This window comes from Paraburkholderia phymatum (assembly GCF_040965635.1).
GTDB classification, from domain to species: domain Bacteria; phylum Pseudomonadota; class Gammaproteobacteria; order Burkholderiales; family Burkholderiaceae; genus Paraburkholderia; species Paraburkholderia phymatum_B.
Window position 1 is genome coordinate 61,044 of record NZ_JBFRCH010000013.1, and the last position, 17,597, is coordinate 78,640.

Sequence of the window (17,597 nt, forward strand, 5' to 3'; positions counted from 1 at the left end):
TACCATGGAGGGCCTTTGTCGACACGAGTACACGTTCATCATAGACCCTGATGGGGGCTCGTCATCTGTGATGAAAACGATAGGAATGCAAAATATAAAAAAGGAATATTGAGCAATACAGGCATGGAAAAGAGAACGTCCCTGCAGATTCTCCAGTCGGCTCATAGTACTGAGCTGGCCATAGCCGTCGCGTGCACCGATCTATCGGTTTGCGACCAGGAGACCCTGGTCACGAGCCCAGAGGACTTGCTCGACGTTCTGACAACGTGACCGCATCGCGCGAATGGGATGCGTCGGACATTGCGCTTGACGCGGACGCCGCCTGCGATGTCGTAAACGCGGGTGCATCATGTTGTCGGGCGTGTCCGCGCGTCAGATGAAGACATGTCCCTGACGCCGCTGGTCCGCGACAATCCATATCGCGGTGCGCGATCATCACGCACCCCTCAATGCGCGAATGAAGAAGTACGGTCTGCTGGAGTTTATGATCCTGCGCTTCATTGAAGTCGCGATCGATCAACGTTATCAGCTTGCGGCTCATGATCCGCTGCACGCGCCTGCTCAACTTCCATGCGTCGCGCTGAGTTTCCACCATAGTGCCGGTAAGCGGGCTCAGCGTGCGCACCAGATCGCGATCAGACGCGATGCCTTGCAGCTTGCTGTCTCCGACGGCGGGAAGGCGATGAAACCCCCGCCAGGTACGCGCGGAGGTCGTGCGCCGAAATCCGCGGGCACTTATTTGATTGCCTTACGCCAAAAGACAAGGTATGCAGCTGCAAAGAATGCGATAAGCAGGACGCCTCACATCAGGGCCATGCTGACCAGAACGGAGGTGACGAAAATATCGGTATCCTAACTAGAGTGATTAATTTTAAACACACAACTGCTTCACCCCTGTGCCAGCGATCTTTGTTGCCCGTCAGAATACTAGCGGGACGACTTATGATGAGGCGGCTCAGCATGACAACACGACGGGAATCGACTGAGACAGTCGGCGCCGACAATCGGTGAAAGAGAGTCGAGTCAATAGCAGCATAGCCTAGCCTTGCCGGCCGCGCGGGATGTGGTGTCGAAGCGCGCGCGCAGAATGACGACCGAACAGTTCCGCCCCGGTTGTTGCCGAGGAGCAGATATTCCCGACGTAGTTGGCCGCGCGGGAAGATTTACATCCTTTTCGGCTTATTGGGGTTAATTCCGATGCCGTATTTGCGCTGCCAGAATTGTTAAACGGTGCAGCTTGCTGTACCTTTATCGCTCCAAAAGCTAGAGCAGTATTCCTGGCTTTTGGTGCGTGTCGGGAAATCCCGCCGGTTTTGAGACTAGACCCCTCATCAGGAGAGCTGGCGGGGCTTTTTTGCAAAATCGAGAAGGCGCTGCGTTTACTGGCTGCGGAGTACGTTGCCGTTGCAACGATCCCGCTTCCGGCTTCGACTGAAAAATACCCAGTTCCGGCGACAGACTGTTTGCGCGGACGGTAGCGTTATCCGTCGCCACGACGCGACGGGCAATACAAACACGTCTGAGAGACTCTAAACAAATGAATCGATATGCTCAAACCATCGAGCACCTCGAGCGTAGCGGTGAGAACAGCGGCCTGAGACGCGCCCTTGCTGCGCGCCTCAACAACGCCCTCAAGCGAGCCAACGTCAGTTCGTCTCGCGTTGCCAGGTGGCTCGGCGTCAGTGAATGTGACGTTCAGTTCTGGCGCCGAGGAATTACGGTGCCTCCGCTAAATGCATTCAAACGGATCGCCGCGGCGCTCGATCTCGATGTGCATTGGCTTTGTACCGGGCAGACACAAGGGGTGCCGGCTGAGCTGCCTCTGGAAGGATCGCGATGCTTGCGGTCCTGCGAGCATCTGACAATGGCATTTCGAGTCGCCTCCCGAAAAGACGTATTGCTGGCAGAAGCCGCTTCGTCAGTCAGATATTGACAGGGCGTCGGCGAGTGCCGGTCGCGTTTCAACTCAACGGTTTGGGAACAACAGGAAAATGGCAACAGGTACAGTGAAGTGGTTCAACGATGCGAAGGGCTTTGGATTTATTACGCCGGACGACGGCGGTGAAGATCTGTTCGCACACTTCTCCGAGATACAGGCAAAAGGCTTCAGGTCTCTGCAGGAAAACCAGAAGGTGAGCTTTGAGGTGAAGCAGGGACCCAAAGGCAAGCAGGCGGCAAACATCCAACCGCTGTAATCGGCTTGACACCGGTCTGCACAGGAAGACGAGGCACGTCTGATGGCTGCACGATTTCGCGCGCCTGATGCGCGGTCGCTCTCGCCGCTTCTGTTACTGGACTTCGCGGGAAGACCGAAACATCAAAGGCACGAAGTTTGCGCGCTGGCATTGCGTCCCTCCGTGCAATACCGATGAGAGAGGAAATCACAGTGGATCAACGAAAACGGGACAGCATTGTCGCTTACCTGCGCCGTCGAATGGCCGAGGTCGGGATTGACCTGGACGATGTTGCAGCCGCCATAGCGCAGGACGAAAACGCTGCACGGTATCGTAGCGCAACAGGAGAGACATGGTCCGGCAATGGCGAGATGCCCCAATGGCTTAAACAGGCCATCAGTGCTGGTCAATCTCCCGAACACTTTGCCGTTGATCGAACGGCGTCGCAGCTCGACGCTGCCACGCGTCGAAAAACAGACTGGCGCCAAGATCCGTTTGCAGGTACGCGCCTGGCGACGGTTCACCCTTCATATGCTCATGCCCGTTGATGCCTGAATGCAGTACTGGCGTGGCGCGCTTCTGCTCGCGACGGACACGTCGGGCGCAGTCATCCACGCGCAGACCAAAAGGAACCCCGCGTATCGACTTAAAGTCGAGCATGTCCGAAGCAGCCTGTCGGCGCACTCGAGTGCAAACCCGTCGACTCGCCTGCGCCGCGTAATACGGGTTCTTCGCCCGACGCTATGCCAGGCCAATAACCGCAATTTCGACCAGCAACTCGGGCGCGGCGATCCTCGCTTCAACGGTCGCACGAGTCGGCGCAGCCGGCCGGCGTCCACGCATCCCAGACGCTGTTCATCCCGGTAAAGAGCCACAACTGGGCGGACACGAAGCGCGACTTGTCGATGTCTGCTTTCTCGAGAAAGCTCTCGATGCGCGCCGTGTCGTTGCGCGGCGAGCCGGAAGGCCGTCGTGGTTTTATAGGGCAACGCGTAGCCGTCGCGCTCGACCAAGATGCCGCCCGTCACATGTGGCGCGAGCGCGGGTTCGAGTTCGTGCACGATGGCGCGCGATCGATCAGCTTCTCGTGCGTGAAGCCGTGCTCTTCGAGCAGCGCGACGCGCGCGAGACATTCGTCGAGCCCGGCGTCCGTTTCCGCGATCTTCAGCTGCCCGGAAGGCACGAAGCCGCCGTCGTCGGCAATCGTGTCGCGCGCAACGTGTGCCAGACTTCGCGCGACATCAGCGCAAGCGGAATTTCAGGCAGCGGCCGCCCGAGTGTGCGTACGCCACCGGCGTTGACGCCCGACGAATGCCGCCCCGACGTAATCGGCTCCGAGCACGGTCACTTTCGCGCCTCCTGGTTCACTCGAACCAAAGGACTCACGCATGTATGTTGGCACCAAGGCGGCTACCACATGCCGACAAACGGCCTTTGAACCGTCAGCTCGTTTTGGTAAGGGCGCCCGCGCCGAGCAACAGTCAATCGGAAGCCTGCACACAAGGCTTCAGCGCCAGCATGGGGACACGCTGCCCAGTGCGCTAGCCGGCAGATCCCAATGTACGTCGACGCCGGCGATCCGCCACGGCGCAGCAATGCGGCGCGCCGGCCCCCATGGAGTCGATTCGATCAACCCGCGCGTGTCGTCTGCGGACTCCGGTGCGAGCGGCGTATCGTCCCATGGGTCATCGAAGTCAACGAGCAGTCGCGCGGTCCGTGCAAGCGAGAGACGCGCGCGTGTCGCGACGCCATGCTTTAGCCGCCGCCTCAGGCCGCGCAGCGTCGCGGCCGCCATCAGATAACCTGTCGCGTGGTCGAGCGCTTGCACCGGCGGCGGGACTGGCGAGGCGGACGCGCGCCAGCGCATCCCCGCGTCGGCGATGCCGCTGCTCATCTGCACCAGGCTGTCAAAGCCACGCCGCATCGCCCACGATCCGCTCCAGCCGTAGGCGTCGAGGCTGACATCGACGAGTCCGGGCGCGAGTCGCTCGCGCGTGCCCGCGTCAAAGCCGAGCCGGTCAAGCGCGCACGGGCGTAAGCCGTGAACGAGCACGTCGGCGTCCGCCAGCAATCCGGCAAACGTCGCATGTCCAGATGGCGTTTTAAGATCCAGCCGTGCGCAGCGCTTGCCGAGCGTGACATCCGGTACGGCGCCGGGTTCGTCCCAGTCCGGGGGATCGATGCGCAAGACCGTCGCGCCGAGGCCAGCAAGAAACCGGGTCGCCACCGGTCCGGCGAGTACGCGCGTGACGTCGAGCACGCGCACGCCGTGGAGCGGCCGCTCGCGCGCAACGAGCCAACCCGGCGTAGCGCCAGCCGGGCCTTGCTCGCATGCGACGAGCGGTTCGGCCGCCACCGCGCTGCCTTGAGGATGCACGCGCCACGCGTCGGCGTCGCGCATCTGCGCGGCACAACCTCCAGCGTCGATAATCGTCTGCTCGAGGTCGGCGCCTTCCCATCCCGCGACGGCCGCTGCGGCCGCGTTTCGGTCGGCGACCGCGCCGAGCGTTCGATGCACGGCCGCCCGGTGATGAGCCGCGTTGGCATGCAGGCGGATCCAGCCGTCGCGGGTCGGATAGTCGCCCGTCAATGGATCGCGCAATGGAGGAACCTGCCAACCGTGCGGCCGCAGCGACGTCGCAAACCAGAGCGAGGCAAGCCGCCGGTCAACTTCGACGGCGACGGGCTGGCGAGTCTGAACGGGGGATGAAGTACCCTCGTCCGGGAGCGAGCGCACGGCGTGCGGATGGACATGCGCGACCAGTTCGTCGACTGCAAGCGCCGCGGCGGCGACCGACGCGGCGGCGAAGTCGGTTACCGCGAACGCCGACTGCAGACTGCCGGCGCCGCGAAAACCGAGCCGGTCCAGATCATCGACTTGCCCGCCGAGCGCGTCCCATATGGTGCGAGTCATGGCAAGCGCGGCAGACGGCATCACGTCGCTCCTTGTGAAATCAGGATTCGAGATCGACACCTTTGGTTTCGGGCGTTGCGAGGATCGCCAGGATTGCTGCCACGGCGTAAAACATCACGAAGATTCCGATATAGATATAGGCGCGATGAATCCCGTACGCGTGCAGGATCACGCCGGCGATGATCGGAATGAGACCTCCTCCATAAACCTGCGAGATCTGATAGCCGGCGCTCGCGCCCGACGCGCGGAAGCGGGTCGGGAAGTTCTCGGTATAGAAGTTGGGGATCGCCCCATAGCCGAACCCGAACACGAAACCAAAGCCGATCACCTCCGCGAGTACCGCGAGCCAGAAGTTGCCGGTATTGATCAGATAGAAGTATGGGATCGCCCATACGAGGAACACGACGGCCGAGATCAGCAGGATCGTGCGCCGGTTGATGATGTCTGCGAGCAGCGAGCCGATGATCATAAATATCAGCATCGAAGCGGCGGCGATGAGACCGATCTGTTCTGCGAGCGTTCCTTCGAAGCCGACTGCCTTCATGTAGCTCGTGCCGAATACGAAGCACAGGAAAAATGCGCCGCTAAACATCGCGTTCACGAGCGACGTGCGCAGCACGCGCAGCGGCATTTCCTGCCACACAACGACCGCCGGAATCCTGAGTGTTTCCGCACCGCGCTTGAAGCGATCGAACACGAAGCTGTCCATCGTGCGGGTTCGGATCACAATGCCGACGATCGCGACTGCGAAACCGACGTAGAAGAAGATCCGCCAGCCCCAGGCGGTGAAATGCTCGGGCGTCATCAGTGACCTGACGATGAGGACCGAGCCGAAGCCGAGCAGCAAGCCGATGGGAATCGCGAATCCGACCCAGGCTCCCCAGAACGCACGATGCTTCGACTTCGCCGCCTGCTCGACGACCCACGTCGACGCGGTGCCGAATTCGGCTCCGAAGCTGATGCCCTGCATCAGGCGGAATACGATGAGAAGGATCGGAGCAGTGATACCAATACTGTCGTAAGGCGGCGTAAGCCCGATGAACAGCGTGCTGATCCCCATCAGCAACAGCGCGTAGACCATAGCGTCCTTGCGGCCGCGGCGATCGGCGATGTTGCCAAAGATGAATGCGCCAACCGGGCGGATCACGATACCGATGCCGTATACGCCGATCGCGGCCGCGATTGCCGCGAGATGAGGCAGCTTGAAGAACACGCCACCCCAGACGGTCGCGGCGATCACTCCCGTAACGAGAAAGTCGTACTGCTCGATCACCGACCCGATGATGCTCGCCATCGCAACCTTGAGGACCTGTTGCTGCGAGGGCGCCTCGGCACCTTTTACTGTTGCCACTGTTCGTCTCCTGCTGGTCTCAGGCTCGTCGATCGCACTCAGGAGCGCGACGCGTGTGCGGTTGGATGCATCCGCGCGCCTGTGCGCACGCAAGTCCTAATCGAGGCGATCCCTGGTTGTGACGGCGTCGTACGCCACCGCGCCCGCGCCGGGCACACTTACGAGTCGTCAGCAAGACCCGGATGATCAGGCTGGCGTCGCTCGATCGCCCACCTGAGCAATGCTGCCGCGCGCAGTGGGCCATGCGCGAATTTGCCATACGGCAATGTCAAAAACAGAGCAATCACCATGCCCAGATGAACGGCGAGCAGTAAAGGCATCGCTGCGCTCGCGCGCCAGACGGAGAGCGCAAACCCGCTCACGGCGATGAAGAAAAGCAGCGCGGTAAAGCCGCGATCCACTGGGTTTTGTCGCGCATCACCCTGTAACGGGTGCCGCCGCAGGTTCAGCCAACCGAGGCCAGGCGTGCCGACCGCAATGCCGACGCCGCCCGCGATGCCGAGCAGCACCGGCAAGCTCGTGTATGCATACGGCGCTTCGAGACCGAACAAGTAGTGATAAAGCGTGGCGACGCTTGTCGACAGGAAGCACAGCAGAAAACCATAGAAGGTTGCTTGATGAAATCGCCGACGGGCGAGCGAGAAGCGGTCATCTTCGTCGTTGCAGCCATCGCCATGGCCACCCCCGAGATACCTGAGCGTCGCCACCGCCGCCCCGGCCTCGGCAGCTTCCGCGGCGCCTACCGTACCCGGCGTCATCTCGCGCCAAAAGCGCCGAACGCCAACGCCAAGCGCGCAGACCGCGAACAGGAACACCGGGCCGAACACGCCGACCATCAGTGCATGCGGGAACACGTCGTAAAAGCGCCCGCCGGGCGCTGCGCCCCACAAGGTGCCGCGCAACGCAAGCACGAGGATCAGAAAGAGCGCGACGCCGGCGGCGAGCGCCAGCGAAACCACTACCCCGTTGTGCTCGTAAAGCCTGCCGAACGCGCCAGGCCACGCGTAAAGACGATAAGTACGCAGGCGCACGCGAGCCATCGCCTGCGGCACGTTCACCGCGAATTCGTGCGGCGGCGCGTACTGGCACGCGTGCAGGCACGCGCCGCAGTTGTGGCAGAGGTTCGCGAGGTAGTGCACATCAGCGTCTCCGAACTCGAGACGCCGCGTCATCGCCGGAAACACCGCGCAAAAGCCTTCGCAATAGCGGCATGCGTTGCAGATCCGCAGGATGCGCGCGACTTCGTTCTCCTCGGGAGCGGCATGCGAAGTGAACGACGAGCCGTCCGCTGCGGCCTGGGCATCACGAATCAGAATTTCAAGCGGCTGCATCCACGCGCTCCTTGCGTGCCGCGGCGGCCGCGTTGCTTCCTGCGATGCGGCCGAAGGCCGTCCCGATGCTCATGCCCACGCCCGCTGTATAGCCTTCGCCGAGCACGTTGCCCGCCATCATTTCGCCCGCCACGAACAGGTTCGGGCTGGGGGCGCCGCCAAAATGGACGGCGGCTGTCTGATCGGTCTTCAGACCAAGATAGGTGAAGGTAATACCCGGCCGCAGCGCATAGCCGAAAAAGGGCGCGGTGTCGATCGGACGGGCCCAGTGTGTTTTGGCGGGGGCCAAGCCTTCGGTGCGGCAGTCATCGAGTTGCGTGTGGTCGAACGTGCCGGGCCGGCATGCAGCATTGTAAGTGTCGAGCGTTTGCATGAAGCGCGCATCGTCCAGCTTGAGCTCGCGCGCGAGTTCCAGCAGGCTGTTCGCGCGCGCGCCCGGAAAAACGGGCGGCATGAAATGGCCGACGGCTTTTGCATCGATGATTGACCAGGCGATCTGCCCTGGTTGCTGCGCGACGAGCCGGCCCCAGATCGCATAGCGCTTTGGCCAGAAATCCTCGCCCTCGTCGTAAAAACGCGCAGCCTCCCGGTTGACCACAACGCCAAGCGACACGCAATCGATACGCGTGCAGATCCCGCCGTCATAGAGCGGCGCTCGCGCGTCGATTGCAACCATGTGAGCCTGCATCGGGTCGCCGATGCGATCCGCCCCAGCGTCGAGCATGAAGCGCAGCAGCGCGCCGTTATTGAAGCGCGAGCCGCGGATCAGGAAGTTGTCCGCCGGGTACTCACCGCGCTCGTTCTGGCCCCACGCGGCGCGCAGCCACTCGCGGTTCGATTCGAAGCCCCCGGCTGCGAGCACGCAACTGCCCGCCGTGATGCGCTCGGCGCCCACGTAAGCCGCGATAAAGCGCCGTCCATCGAACTCCAGCTGCTCGACGGGTGACTCGTAGCGGATCTTCACTCCGAGCCGCTCGGCGCTGCGGTAGTACGCGTTGACGAGCGCCTTACCGCCGCCCATGAAGAACGCGTTGGTACGCGCCGTGTGCAGCGCACCCGACAGCGACGGCTGGAAGCGCACGCCGTGACGGCGCATCCACGGACGGCAGGTCGACGAGGCACGGATCACGAGGCGGGCGAGCGCTTCGTTCGTCCGCCCGCCCGTGACTTTCAACAGATCTTGCCAGAACTCTTCTTCGGGATACTCGCCGACTAGCACGTCCGCAGGGCCGTCGTGCATGCAGCGCAGATTGCGCGTGTGCTGTGAATTGCCGCCGCGCCATTCGCGCGGCGACGCTTCGACGAGCAGCACTGACGCGCCCGCTTCGCGCGCCATCAGCGCAGCGCAGAGCGCGGCATTGCCGCCGCCGATTACAAGGACGTCGACCATGTCGAGTGCAACCAGGGTCATCGAGTCGAATCGAAACAAGCACCAATCGCGCCTGCGGTGTCCACGGGCAAAAAACGGAACAAGGCAGCGACGTAAGGGATACACATCATGCTTGATAGCGCAATGGACATGCGTCGCAGACGGAATGCTGCTGCTATGTATCGGCGCCGCGTTGCGGGAGTATTGGGGCGACCGCGTCCCTTTCTCTGCAAGAGGCAGGTCAGGCGAGACGTGATGGGTGAAGAGCTCAAGGCTCGCTGGCAGTTATGGCCAGGGCGTTGTCACGTCAAGTTGCTGGCAACGCCAACCATGGACCTTTCCATGCCGGAACCGGCTGACAATGTTGTTCTGTTCCTGCACATCTTACCGGCCACATCGGCGACTCGCCGGATCACCCGCATCGAAAAAAGCAGCGTGGGAACTCGTGATGCGTCTCCAACCGTTCGCTGGCGCGTTTGGCTGGACACGAGCCACTGCTAAACATAGCAACAGGCGTATTCACCCGTGTGCAGACCAGGTCGAATCACGCGGAAAAATAAATGGAAGGTCTGCACTGGGCTCATGAAGCGAATCAGCGGCGGTCGTCCGGACAACGGGATCGTTTCGCGGTCCGTCAGCCACTTTCACAAGGTTGATGCGACGCAGTTGACTCCGTCGACGTAGTGATCGCTCAGGAATCACACGACCCACGTTCGGAGATCCGCAGTTTGGGATTCGGAGCGGCCGCGGAAATGACCGTGTGATGCCGATGGTGAACGGCTACGGATGACCGCAAGCACCAGTTCAGCGAACGTTCTCAGGAGCGGACGCTGGAGTCATCAATGGCAGCTCCCGGCAGGTTGGGTGAATGCGTACTCCCGGCCACGAATAGACATTCATCGTCGCCCTTTCGTGCGAACTCCGGCGGCCGTTCCAGGCTTGCAAGCGGTCGTTCAGTTCGTTGGAGCCGATAGCGCATCGACGACCAGCGACCAGCGTCGCTGGCCGTCGCACTTGCGAGCTCGCCCAGTTCAGTTTTGCGCGGAGTTGCGTGAACTTGTCATCGTGCTCACCGGCTGGAATTTTCCGCCTTTCGCCTCATACAACGTAACAGCGGCTGCACGAAGCTCGCCTTTGGTATCGAAAGCAATCTTCCCGGTCACACCATCGAACTCGACCTTCTTCATCGCAGGCAGATAGTCAGCCGGCGCGGTCGAATCAGCCAGTTTCATCGAGTTGATCAGCGCCCAGGTGGCATCGTACGCATACGGTGCGAATAGCACGACCGAGCCGAATTTCTTGTACTTCGCGGCAAAGGCGGGGCCATTTTTCATCTTCTCGAGCGGCTGACCGGACTCGGCTGAAACAGTGCCTTCGGCTGCAGTCGGACCGGCAAGTTCGACGAACTTGTCGGTTTCGATCGCCGACCCAACGAGCGGAATCCTCATCGCAAGGTTCATCATCTGCTTGCGAAGTGGGCCAGCCTGCGCGTCGACGCCGCCATAAAACACAGTCTGCGCATCTTTCGACTTGATCGACGTGAGAATGCCGCGGAAGTCCACAGTCTTGTCGGAAACGAACTCACGGTCGACCACGTCGACGCCTGCGGCCTTCAGTTCCTTGACGACGACATCCGCAAGGCCCTGGCCATAGGACGACCGGTCATCGATAACGGCAACGCGCTTGTATCCCTTTGTTTTTCCCATGTACTGGGCGATGACGCGTCCGACTTCGCTGTCGTCGCCGATTACCCGATGCGCGGTAGCGAAGCCCTGTCTCGTCAGTTCAGGGTTCGTCGCCGATGGCGAGACCTGCGGTATCCCCGCAGTCGAATACACTTTCGATGCCGGAATCGTCGCGCCCGATGTGATGTGGCCGACCACGCCGTTCACTTTCTGATCGACGAATTTCTGTGCGACTGTGACGGCCGTCTTGGGATCAGCCGCATCGTCTTCCGATACGAGTTGGAAATGGACCGGTTGCCCCTTGATCTTGATGCCGGCGGCGTTGGCATCCTCGATCGCAAGCCGCACGCCGTTTTCCGCATCCTTTCCGACGTGCGCAACTTGCCCCGTCAGCGGGCCGCCAAAGCCGATCGTGACCGTCTGGTCCGCGTGCGCAACACCCGTCAGCAGCACAGTGCAACCGACGAGCAGCATGAGTTGAGTTTTCGATTGCATGCTCATCACCTTGCGTCCAATGTCTGAAGAACACCACGCCTGATCTGGTCGCGCTCCATCGACTGGAACAGCGCCTTGAAATTGCCTTCGCCGAAACCGTCGTCGCCCTTGCGCTGGAAGAACTCGAAAAACAACGGACCGAGCAGCGCCTGCGAGAAGATTTGCACCAGCAGGCGCTTGCTGCCGTCTTTGGTCGTGCCGTCGAGCAGTAGTCCGCGTGCCTGCAACTCGCCGACATTCTCGCCGTGACCGGGCAGGCGTTCTTCCAGCATTTCGTAATAGATGTCGTTGGGACCGGTCATCATTGGGATGCCGGCCATCTGCAAGGCGTCGACGCTTTTGAAAATATCATCGGTCAGCAGCGCCACGTGCTGGATGCCTTCGCCGTTGAACTGCATCAGGAACTCTTCGATCTGTCCGGAACCCTGTTTGGATTCTTCGTTGAGCGGGATGCGAATCTTGCCGTCGGGCGCAGTCAGCGCCTTGGAAGTCAGTCCCGTGTATTCGCCCTGGATGTCGAAATAGCGGATCTCGCGGAAGTTGAAAAACTTCTCGTAGAACGAGGCCCAATGCGCCATGCGTCCGCGATAGACGTTGTGCGTCAGATGGTCGACAACCTTGAAGCCGTGACCGACCGGATGGCGATCCACGCCGTGCAGGTACTCGAAGTCGATGTCGTAGATACTTTTGCCGTCTTCGAAGCGGTCGATCAGATAGAGCGGTGCGCCGCCAATGCCCTTGATCGCAGGCAGGCGCAATTCCATCGGGCCCGTCGGGATATCGACTGGCTGCGCGCCGAGTTCCAGTGCGCGCGCGTAGGCCTGATGAGCGTCCTTCACCCGGAATGCCAGGCCACATGCAGAGGGTCCATGTTCCGCGCCGAAATACGATGCGACACTGTTGGGCTCGTTGTTGACGATGAAGTTGATATCGCCCTGGCGGAACAGCACGACCTGCTTGCTGCGATGCCGTGCGACCATCGTGAAGCCGAGCTTCTCGAATAGCGGTTCCAACACGCCAGGCGTGGGCGATACAAACTCGACGAATTCGAAGCCCATCAGGCCCATCGGGTTTTCAAAGAGATCAGACATGACGATATTCCAGAAGTAACGTGAATCAGGACGAGGCCATGACAGCTTCGGCGTGACGGCCCCGCACGCAGCGATATGCGAAGTACAGGACGCCGATCCACACCGGGATCGCAAACGCGGAAGCACGGATGCCCGGTGTCAGCAGCATGACGCCGACGATCAGCGCCATGAAGGCAAGGCACAGATAGTTGGTAATGGGGCAAAGGGAGCAGGAAATCCCAACTTCATGCCGCGCGCCATGCGCGATTTGCGGAAGCGCAGATGCGTCGCGACGATGGTGACCCACGTGATGACGAGTGCGGCCACGATCAGTGACATCAGGATTTCGATCACGCTCGCCGGCGCAACGTAATTCAGCACGATGCACAGCGCGGTGAAGATCGCCGGATAGACGATGGCCCGAACAGGCACGCCACGGCTGTTCACCTGCATCAGCGACTTCGGCGCGTTGCCTTCACTTGCCATGCCGTAGAGCAACCGGCTGTTGCAATACACCATGCTGTTATAGACGGAGAGCGTCGCCGTCAGGATCACAAAGTTGAGGACGTTTGCCGCCAGGGTTTCGCCGATGCCCGAGAAGACGAGTACGAACGGGCTGTTGCTGTATGTGCCGCCGTCCGTCTTGAGCTGGCCGAGCAAATGGTCCCACGGCGACAGCATCAGCAACACCGCCATCGACCCGATGTAGAACACCAGCACACGGAAGATCAACTGGTTGATTGCCTTTTGGAATGACCTGGCGCGGCTTGTCCGCTTCTGCTGCAGTGAAGCCGAACGAGAACATGATGAACGCCATCGCCATCACGAGACCGGAAACGCCGTGCGGAAAGAACCCGCCATGCGACCAGAGATTGCTGATCGATTGTCCGGGACGATCGGTGCTGACGATCATGTAGACACCCACCGCAATCATCGCAATGACGGCGACGATCTTGATTAGCGCAAACCAGAACTCCACTTCGCCGTAGATCTTCACGTTGATGAAGTCCACCCCATTGATGATCACGAAGAAGACGGGGATGCCCGGCCACCAGAACTGGACGAACTTGCCGACGGCCGTCAATTCGAGCATGCCGACGAGCACATACAGCGCAACGCAATTCCAGCCCGACAGGAAGCCGACAAAGCGCGAGCCATAGCGATTCGCAAAATGGCTGAACGAGCCGGCGATCGGTTCCTCGACCAGCATCTCGCCGAGAAAGCGCATGATGAGAAAAGCGACCAGGCCACCGATGGCGTAACCCAGCAGCATCGAAGGTCCGGCAAGTTCGAGCACGCCGGCGGAGCCGAGAAAGAGGCCGGTGCCGATCGTGCCGCCGAGTGCGATGAGCTGGATGTGCCGGTTCCTGAGCTTGCGCTCCAGGTGTCCGTGAGCGGACTTGGTTTGCATGCCGTTCTCCTGACGTATCAGTTGGTCACGAAGAACAGCTTCGCGTGAGTGCCGAAATATTTGACCGTGGCGCCTTTGCAGAGCTGGATCACGTCGCCGGGACGGCCTTCGACGCGAATGCCATCGCTGGCTTCGACGCCGAACATGCCTTCGAGCACGAGGATCACTTCGTCATAGGTAAGCGTCTTGGGCTCGCACAGTGCTTCGTGCCAGCGTCCGAAGCCGCAGGGCAGGACCGCGCCCTCCTTGTCGGAAATGGCCCATGAGATTTCTGCCGTGCCATCGGCGGCTCCGCCACGATCCTCGGTCTGGATCGAGTCGCCCTTGATCAGTCGGATGCTCCGCATTGCTACGTCTCCTTGATTGAATAAAAGTGGTGCGCGACGCGCATGCGCGCTGCGCTAGATTTCGTGCCGACCCGAAGCGCGTTCACGCATCAGCGTCAGATGCACGCCGATGTCACGGATAGGCCGGGGCGGGATATAGCTGGCCGTGCCCTGAACCAGAAAGTCATCGGTCAACTCGCTGCGCTGACCGTTTGCGAGTTCTGCGATCAGCATCCCCGCTGCGGTGTGACGCACGATGCCCGCGCCGTTGCAACAGGCGGCGGCATAGACGTTATCGCTGACCTGGCCGAAGGCGGGCGCGTGGTTGTGCGAAACGGCGAGCCATCCCATCCAGAAGTGTTCGATGTCGAGCGAACCACCGAGGTGTCCGAAGCGGCGCGCGAGCAGTTCCATGTGCTTCGCGCGAGCAGCATCACGACGCGCCTCGTTGGTGGTCAGCGACGGGGAATAATCGAAGCCCTGGCGAATCAGCAGCCGCTTGTCTGCGGTGAGCCGAAGCGTCGAGCCAGCTACGCCATGCGCAGGCGTGATGCCCCAGCTAGCGTCCGTGCCGAGTCTTGCCTGCTGTTCCGGCGTCAGCGGCTTCGTCAGACTCGCGAAGAGCAGAACCGGAATCTGCCTGTCCTGGAAGACGCGAAAGGAAGCCGAGAACGCGTTGACGGCGAGAATGAGCTTGCCGAACCGGATGCGGCCGATGGTGGTTCGTACGAACGGCGAAGGTCCATTGAATTCAACCTCGACAACCGGCGAGTTTTCGAACAGCTCGACTTCGGGCGGAAGGCTGTCGGCGAGACCGCGCACAAGCGCTGCGGGATTCATCAGGCAGGTGCCCGATGTGTAAATCGCCGAGTGGTAATAGCGCGTGCCGAGCCGGCCTTCGAGTTCGTCGCGCATGAGCGGCTCAAACGGTTCGCCCCACACGCGCAGATTCGACGCATACGTATCGAGCACCTTGCTGGCGACCTCACTCGTCACGGCAGCGTGATAGCGGCCACGTCGCTCCCAGTCGCATTCGATGCGATGGTCCTGGATGAGTCGTTCGAGCTCGGCGAGCGCAAAGCGTCCGACGCGGATCGCGCGGCGACCCTGTTCAACGGACGCCGCGGAGGTGGAAGGCGCGTGCGGCAGGTCGATCGCGAAGCCGGAATTGCGTCCCGACGCGTTTTCTCCCACGACGCCACTTTCCACCACGGCGACCGATTCACCTGGCCGAAGCGCGGCCAGCCTGCGGGCTGCCGCCAGTCCCGCATATCCGGCCCCAATCACGACCCAGTCGAAATCCCGCTCGCCGACGAGTGACGGCCGCGGCGAACGCCCGGGCAGCAGGGCGCTCCAGCCATTGGTGTGGTCGTCGTTCGGGAGGCGGTCAATCAGGCGGGGCATGTCAGATCCGGTTGAGGTTGCACGAGGCCGCGAACTGCGGCGGAGACCTCAACTATAGAAAAACAATAAATTATTATTATTGGTGTTTGTACCTATCCTGCCAGAGATGGGCGCTGCGAGCAAGAGGAATAAAAGCGGTGCTACCGCGCATGCGAGCCGCGGGATCGGCAGCAGGTCCGTGCGGAATGGGATTGCGAATAACCGAGAAGTATTTATTATTGTTTTCGTGTGACTGAACAGGCGAGAACCATGGAATCACCATCACAACCCGCGCGTACGCGAACGCCGCAAAGCGAACGCATCGAGGTGACGCAGCGAAAAATTATCGAATCAGCGCAGCGGCTGCTTCGCGAGGAGGGCTTCAAAAGCGCGACGTTGCAGAAGATCGCACGAGGGGCCAACGTCTCGCTCGGCGCTCTGCAACACCACTTTGAAAGCCGGGATGCGCTGATGGAGCGACTGGTCGACGAAGCGATGGCACCATTGAGTGACCACGGTGGGGTGTGGCCGGATCCCGCGCTTCCATTGCGCGAGCGTGCAGAAGCGTTTGTCCTGCAGGCATGGAAGCAGATTTTCGGCGCTCCCGGTTACCTCACGGCGTGGAGCCTGTTCTTCGGCTGCAAGGCCACCCCATCGATCTTCACTCGTATCGATGCCAAGCGCGCGAGCGAGGACAAGAAGTTTTTTTCGCTGTTTCGGGCGGCGTTTCCTGAACTTGATGAACACCATCCGCACCCGAAAGGATTTACGACGTCGGTGTTTTCCACGCTACGCGGTCTGGGCGTATTTGAACTGTTCGACGTATCGTCGAGCGAGAAGCGCGAGGAGCTTCAGGCCCTCGTCGAGACCATCGTCAGGGCGTGCTCGCCGGGCGTTGTCGATTTGCCCAGGGTGAAGTCGAAAGCGCGCCAGCCGCGCAAGGTCGCAACACTGGACTGAAGTGGGCCAACGCTGCTGGCTGCGCGACGTTGCATCGAGCATGCGCAGCGGCTTGCAAAGGAGCCTTCACGAAGGTCGAAAAATTACTTGAGGGGTCCTCGACGGCAAGGCCATTACCTGCCAGTGAAAATGACCATGTCGCGGTCCGTCGGACGGCTGCACCGGGCGGGGTTGGGCCGTCAATCCGGGACGAAGTTTGAGTGACCAGTCTGCACCGAGGACGCATCGGTGCATCCGATCTGCTATGGAACTTGCAGGTGGTCAACTCAAAGAGGGTGACAACTCTGCGTGGGATAAAATCTGGCGTCGGTAGGTCACTACCCGAACAGATGCGGAAGCGCAAAATGCAGAGCAGCGAATCTTCGAACGAGAGACCATCGCAGGCACATCGCCGGCGGACCCAAGCTTCGCGGCGCGAAGAGACACAGGCACGGATACTTGATGCGGCGCTACGTGTCATCCGCACGCAGGGAGTACAGGGAGCAACTTTCACGGAGATTGCGCGCGAAGCTGGTGTGACCGCCGGCGCGCTGCAGCATCACTACGGTTCGAAGGATATCCTGCTTACCAAAATCATCGACCTTGTTTTCGAAGAGCGGAAGGCGGGCGGGTCGATCTGGCCGAGTCGTGAAATGCCGGTTCGGGACCGCGCGTCCAGTTTCGTCGAGCACGCGTGGCAGGCGATTTATGGCAACGAACGTTATCTCGCCTCCTGGCATCTTCATTTCGGGTGTCACACGTCTCCCGCTCTCGCGGACCGGTTGAATGAAATGCGTGGAGATTGGGTTAGGGAGATGACCTCCTGCTTTCTTGAGTCGTTCCCTGAACTCAATTCGTCGGAAAACGCAGAGGGATTTGCAAAGTTCGTCTTCTCAAGCCTGCGGGGCATCGGAATGCTTGCATGGTTCGGTGATCCGCCCGACAAGAATAGTGACCAGTTGAAGGCTCTCGTCGACGCTATCGTGCGGGCGTGCACCGACTCGCACGCCAGCAGGCGCAAACAGACAGTCGCAGTTAACCGCACCGGCGCGCGTAGACGGGACCGCACCTGATTCTCCCCTTCGGCGAGAGCTTGGCGCCCGCAGTGGAGCAGTTGCCTGGTCCCGGGTCACCCGACGCATCGAGTCT

At 61.0% G+C, this 17,597-nt stretch carries 14 protein-coding genes and 3 pseudogenes; 6 read left to right on the forward strand and 11 right to left on the reverse strand.

Going from position 1 to position 17,597, the window contains the following annotated elements; genetic code table 11:
- The first annotated feature begins 457 nt into the window (after positions 1–457).
- The 3 genes from AB4Y32_RS21995 to AB4Y32_RS22005 all read left to right on the forward strand — a co-directional run bounded on the left by AB4Y32_RS21995 (position 458) and on the right by AB4Y32_RS22005 (position 2,722).
- Complete coding sequence (locus tag AB4Y32_RS21995) at positions 458–856, forward strand: hypothetical protein (protein ID WP_368723368.1); 399 nt, start codon at positions 458–460, stop codon at positions 854–856.
- A gap of 1,135 nt (positions 857–1,991) precedes the next feature.
- Positions 1,992–2,195 (forward strand): cold-shock protein, encoded by a 204-nt coding sequence (locus AB4Y32_RS22000; RefSeq protein ID WP_368723369.1) that lies wholly within the window; start codon positions 1,992–1,994, stop codon positions 2,193–2,195.
- A 191-nt stretch (positions 2,196–2,386) separates the two neighbouring features.
- On the forward strand, positions 2,387–2,722 hold the full coding sequence (locus AB4Y32_RS22005; RefSeq protein ID WP_368723471.1) for an H-NS histone family protein: 336 nt from the start codon (positions 2,387–2,389) through the stop codon (positions 2,720–2,722).
- 193 nt (positions 2,723–2,915) lie between these two features.
- On the opposite strand, the pseudogene AB4Y32_RS22010 reads toward AB4Y32_RS22005, so the two are convergent.
- The 6 genes and pseudogenes from AB4Y32_RS22010 to tcuA all read right to left on the reverse strand — a co-directional run.
- Positions 2,916–3,111 (reverse strand): annotated as a pseudogene (locus AB4Y32_RS22010) (Rid family hydrolase); the annotation flags it as partial.
- Positions 3,110–3,531, reverse strand: a pseudogene (locus AB4Y32_RS22015) (NAD(P)/FAD-dependent oxidoreductase); the annotation flags it as partial. The pseudogenes AB4Y32_RS22015 and AB4Y32_RS22010, both read right to left, overlap by 2 nt.
- Before the next feature lie 150 nt (positions 3,532–3,681).
- Positions 3,682–5,088 carry a CoA transferase gene (locus AB4Y32_RS22020; protein WP_368723370.1) on the reverse strand — a complete coding sequence of 469 codons (1,407 nt, stop codon included), beginning with the start codon at positions 5,086–5,088 and terminating at the stop codon, positions 3,682–3,684.
- A 40-nt stretch (positions 5,089–5,128) separates the two neighbouring features.
- A complete protein-coding gene (locus AB4Y32_RS22025; protein ID WP_368723371.1) occupies positions 5,129–6,439 on the reverse strand; it encodes an MFS transporter in 1,311 nt (436 codons plus the stop codon).
- A 158-nt stretch (positions 6,440–6,597) separates the two neighbouring features.
- Complete coding sequence (gene tcuB / locus AB4Y32_RS22030; RefSeq protein ID WP_368723372.1) at positions 6,598–7,770, reverse strand: tricarballylate utilization 4Fe-4S protein TcuB; 1,173 nt, start codon at positions 7,768–7,770, stop codon at positions 6,598–6,600.
- Entirely contained in the window at positions 7,757–9,160 is a 1,404-nt protein-coding gene (tcuA, locus tag AB4Y32_RS22035) for an FAD-dependent tricarballylate dehydrogenase TcuA (RefSeq protein WP_368723472.1), read from the reverse strand. Before tcuA ends, tcuB begins: the two co-directional genes overlap by 14 nt.
- Before the next feature lie 234 nt (positions 9,161–9,394).
- On the opposite strand from tcuA, the gene AB4Y32_RS22040 reads away from it, so the two are divergent.
- Entirely contained in the window at positions 9,395–9,640 is a 246-nt protein-coding gene (locus AB4Y32_RS22040; RefSeq protein WP_368723373.1) for a hypothetical protein, read from the forward strand.
- Positions 9,641–10,170: 530 nt separating this feature from the next.
- On the opposite strand, the gene AB4Y32_RS22045 is transcribed toward AB4Y32_RS22040, so the two are convergent.
- From AB4Y32_RS22045 to AB4Y32_RS22065, 5 genes and pseudogenes are all read right to left on the reverse strand, one after another.
- Positions 10,171–11,319: a branched-chain amino acid ABC transporter substrate-binding protein gene (locus tag AB4Y32_RS22045; protein WP_368723374.1), complete on the reverse strand. Its 1,149-nt coding sequence runs from the start codon at positions 11,317–11,319 to the stop codon at positions 10,171–10,173.
- Positions 11,320–11,324: 5 nt separating this feature from the next.
- The gene (gene hppD, locus AB4Y32_RS22050; protein WP_368723375.1) at positions 11,325–12,410 is read right to left on the reverse strand and encodes a 4-hydroxyphenylpyruvate dioxygenase; all 1,086 of its coding nucleotides are present in this window, start codon (positions 12,408–12,410) and stop codon (positions 11,325–11,327) included.
- A 25-nt stretch (positions 12,411–12,435) separates the two neighbouring features.
- Positions 12,436–13,800, reverse strand: a pseudogene (locus AB4Y32_RS22055) (amino acid permease).
- A 17-nt stretch (positions 13,801–13,817) separates the two neighbouring features.
- Entirely contained in the window at positions 13,818–14,147 is a 330-nt protein-coding gene (locus tag AB4Y32_RS22060; RefSeq protein ID WP_368723376.1) for a hypothetical protein, read from the reverse strand.
- Between the two features lie 54 nt (positions 14,148–14,201).
- Positions 14,202–15,530 (reverse strand): NAD(P)/FAD-dependent oxidoreductase, encoded by a 1,329-nt coding sequence (locus AB4Y32_RS22065; RefSeq protein ID WP_368723377.1) that lies wholly within the window; start codon positions 15,528–15,530, stop codon positions 14,202–14,204.
- A 249-nt stretch (positions 15,531–15,779) separates the two neighbouring features.
- Between AB4Y32_RS22065 and AB4Y32_RS22070 the strand changes: the two genes are divergently transcribed.
- Positions 15,780–16,469 carry a TetR/AcrR family transcriptional regulator gene (locus AB4Y32_RS22070; protein ID WP_368723378.1) on the forward strand — a complete coding sequence of 230 codons (690 nt, stop codon included), beginning with the start codon at positions 15,780–15,782 and terminating at the stop codon, positions 16,467–16,469.
- A 344-nt stretch (positions 16,470–16,813) separates the two neighbouring features.
- Positions 16,814–17,521: a TetR/AcrR family transcriptional regulator gene (locus AB4Y32_RS22075; protein ID WP_368723379.1), complete on the forward strand. Its 708-nt coding sequence runs from the start codon at positions 16,814–16,816 to the stop codon at positions 17,519–17,521.
- Positions 17,522–17,597: the final 76 nt, after the last annotated feature.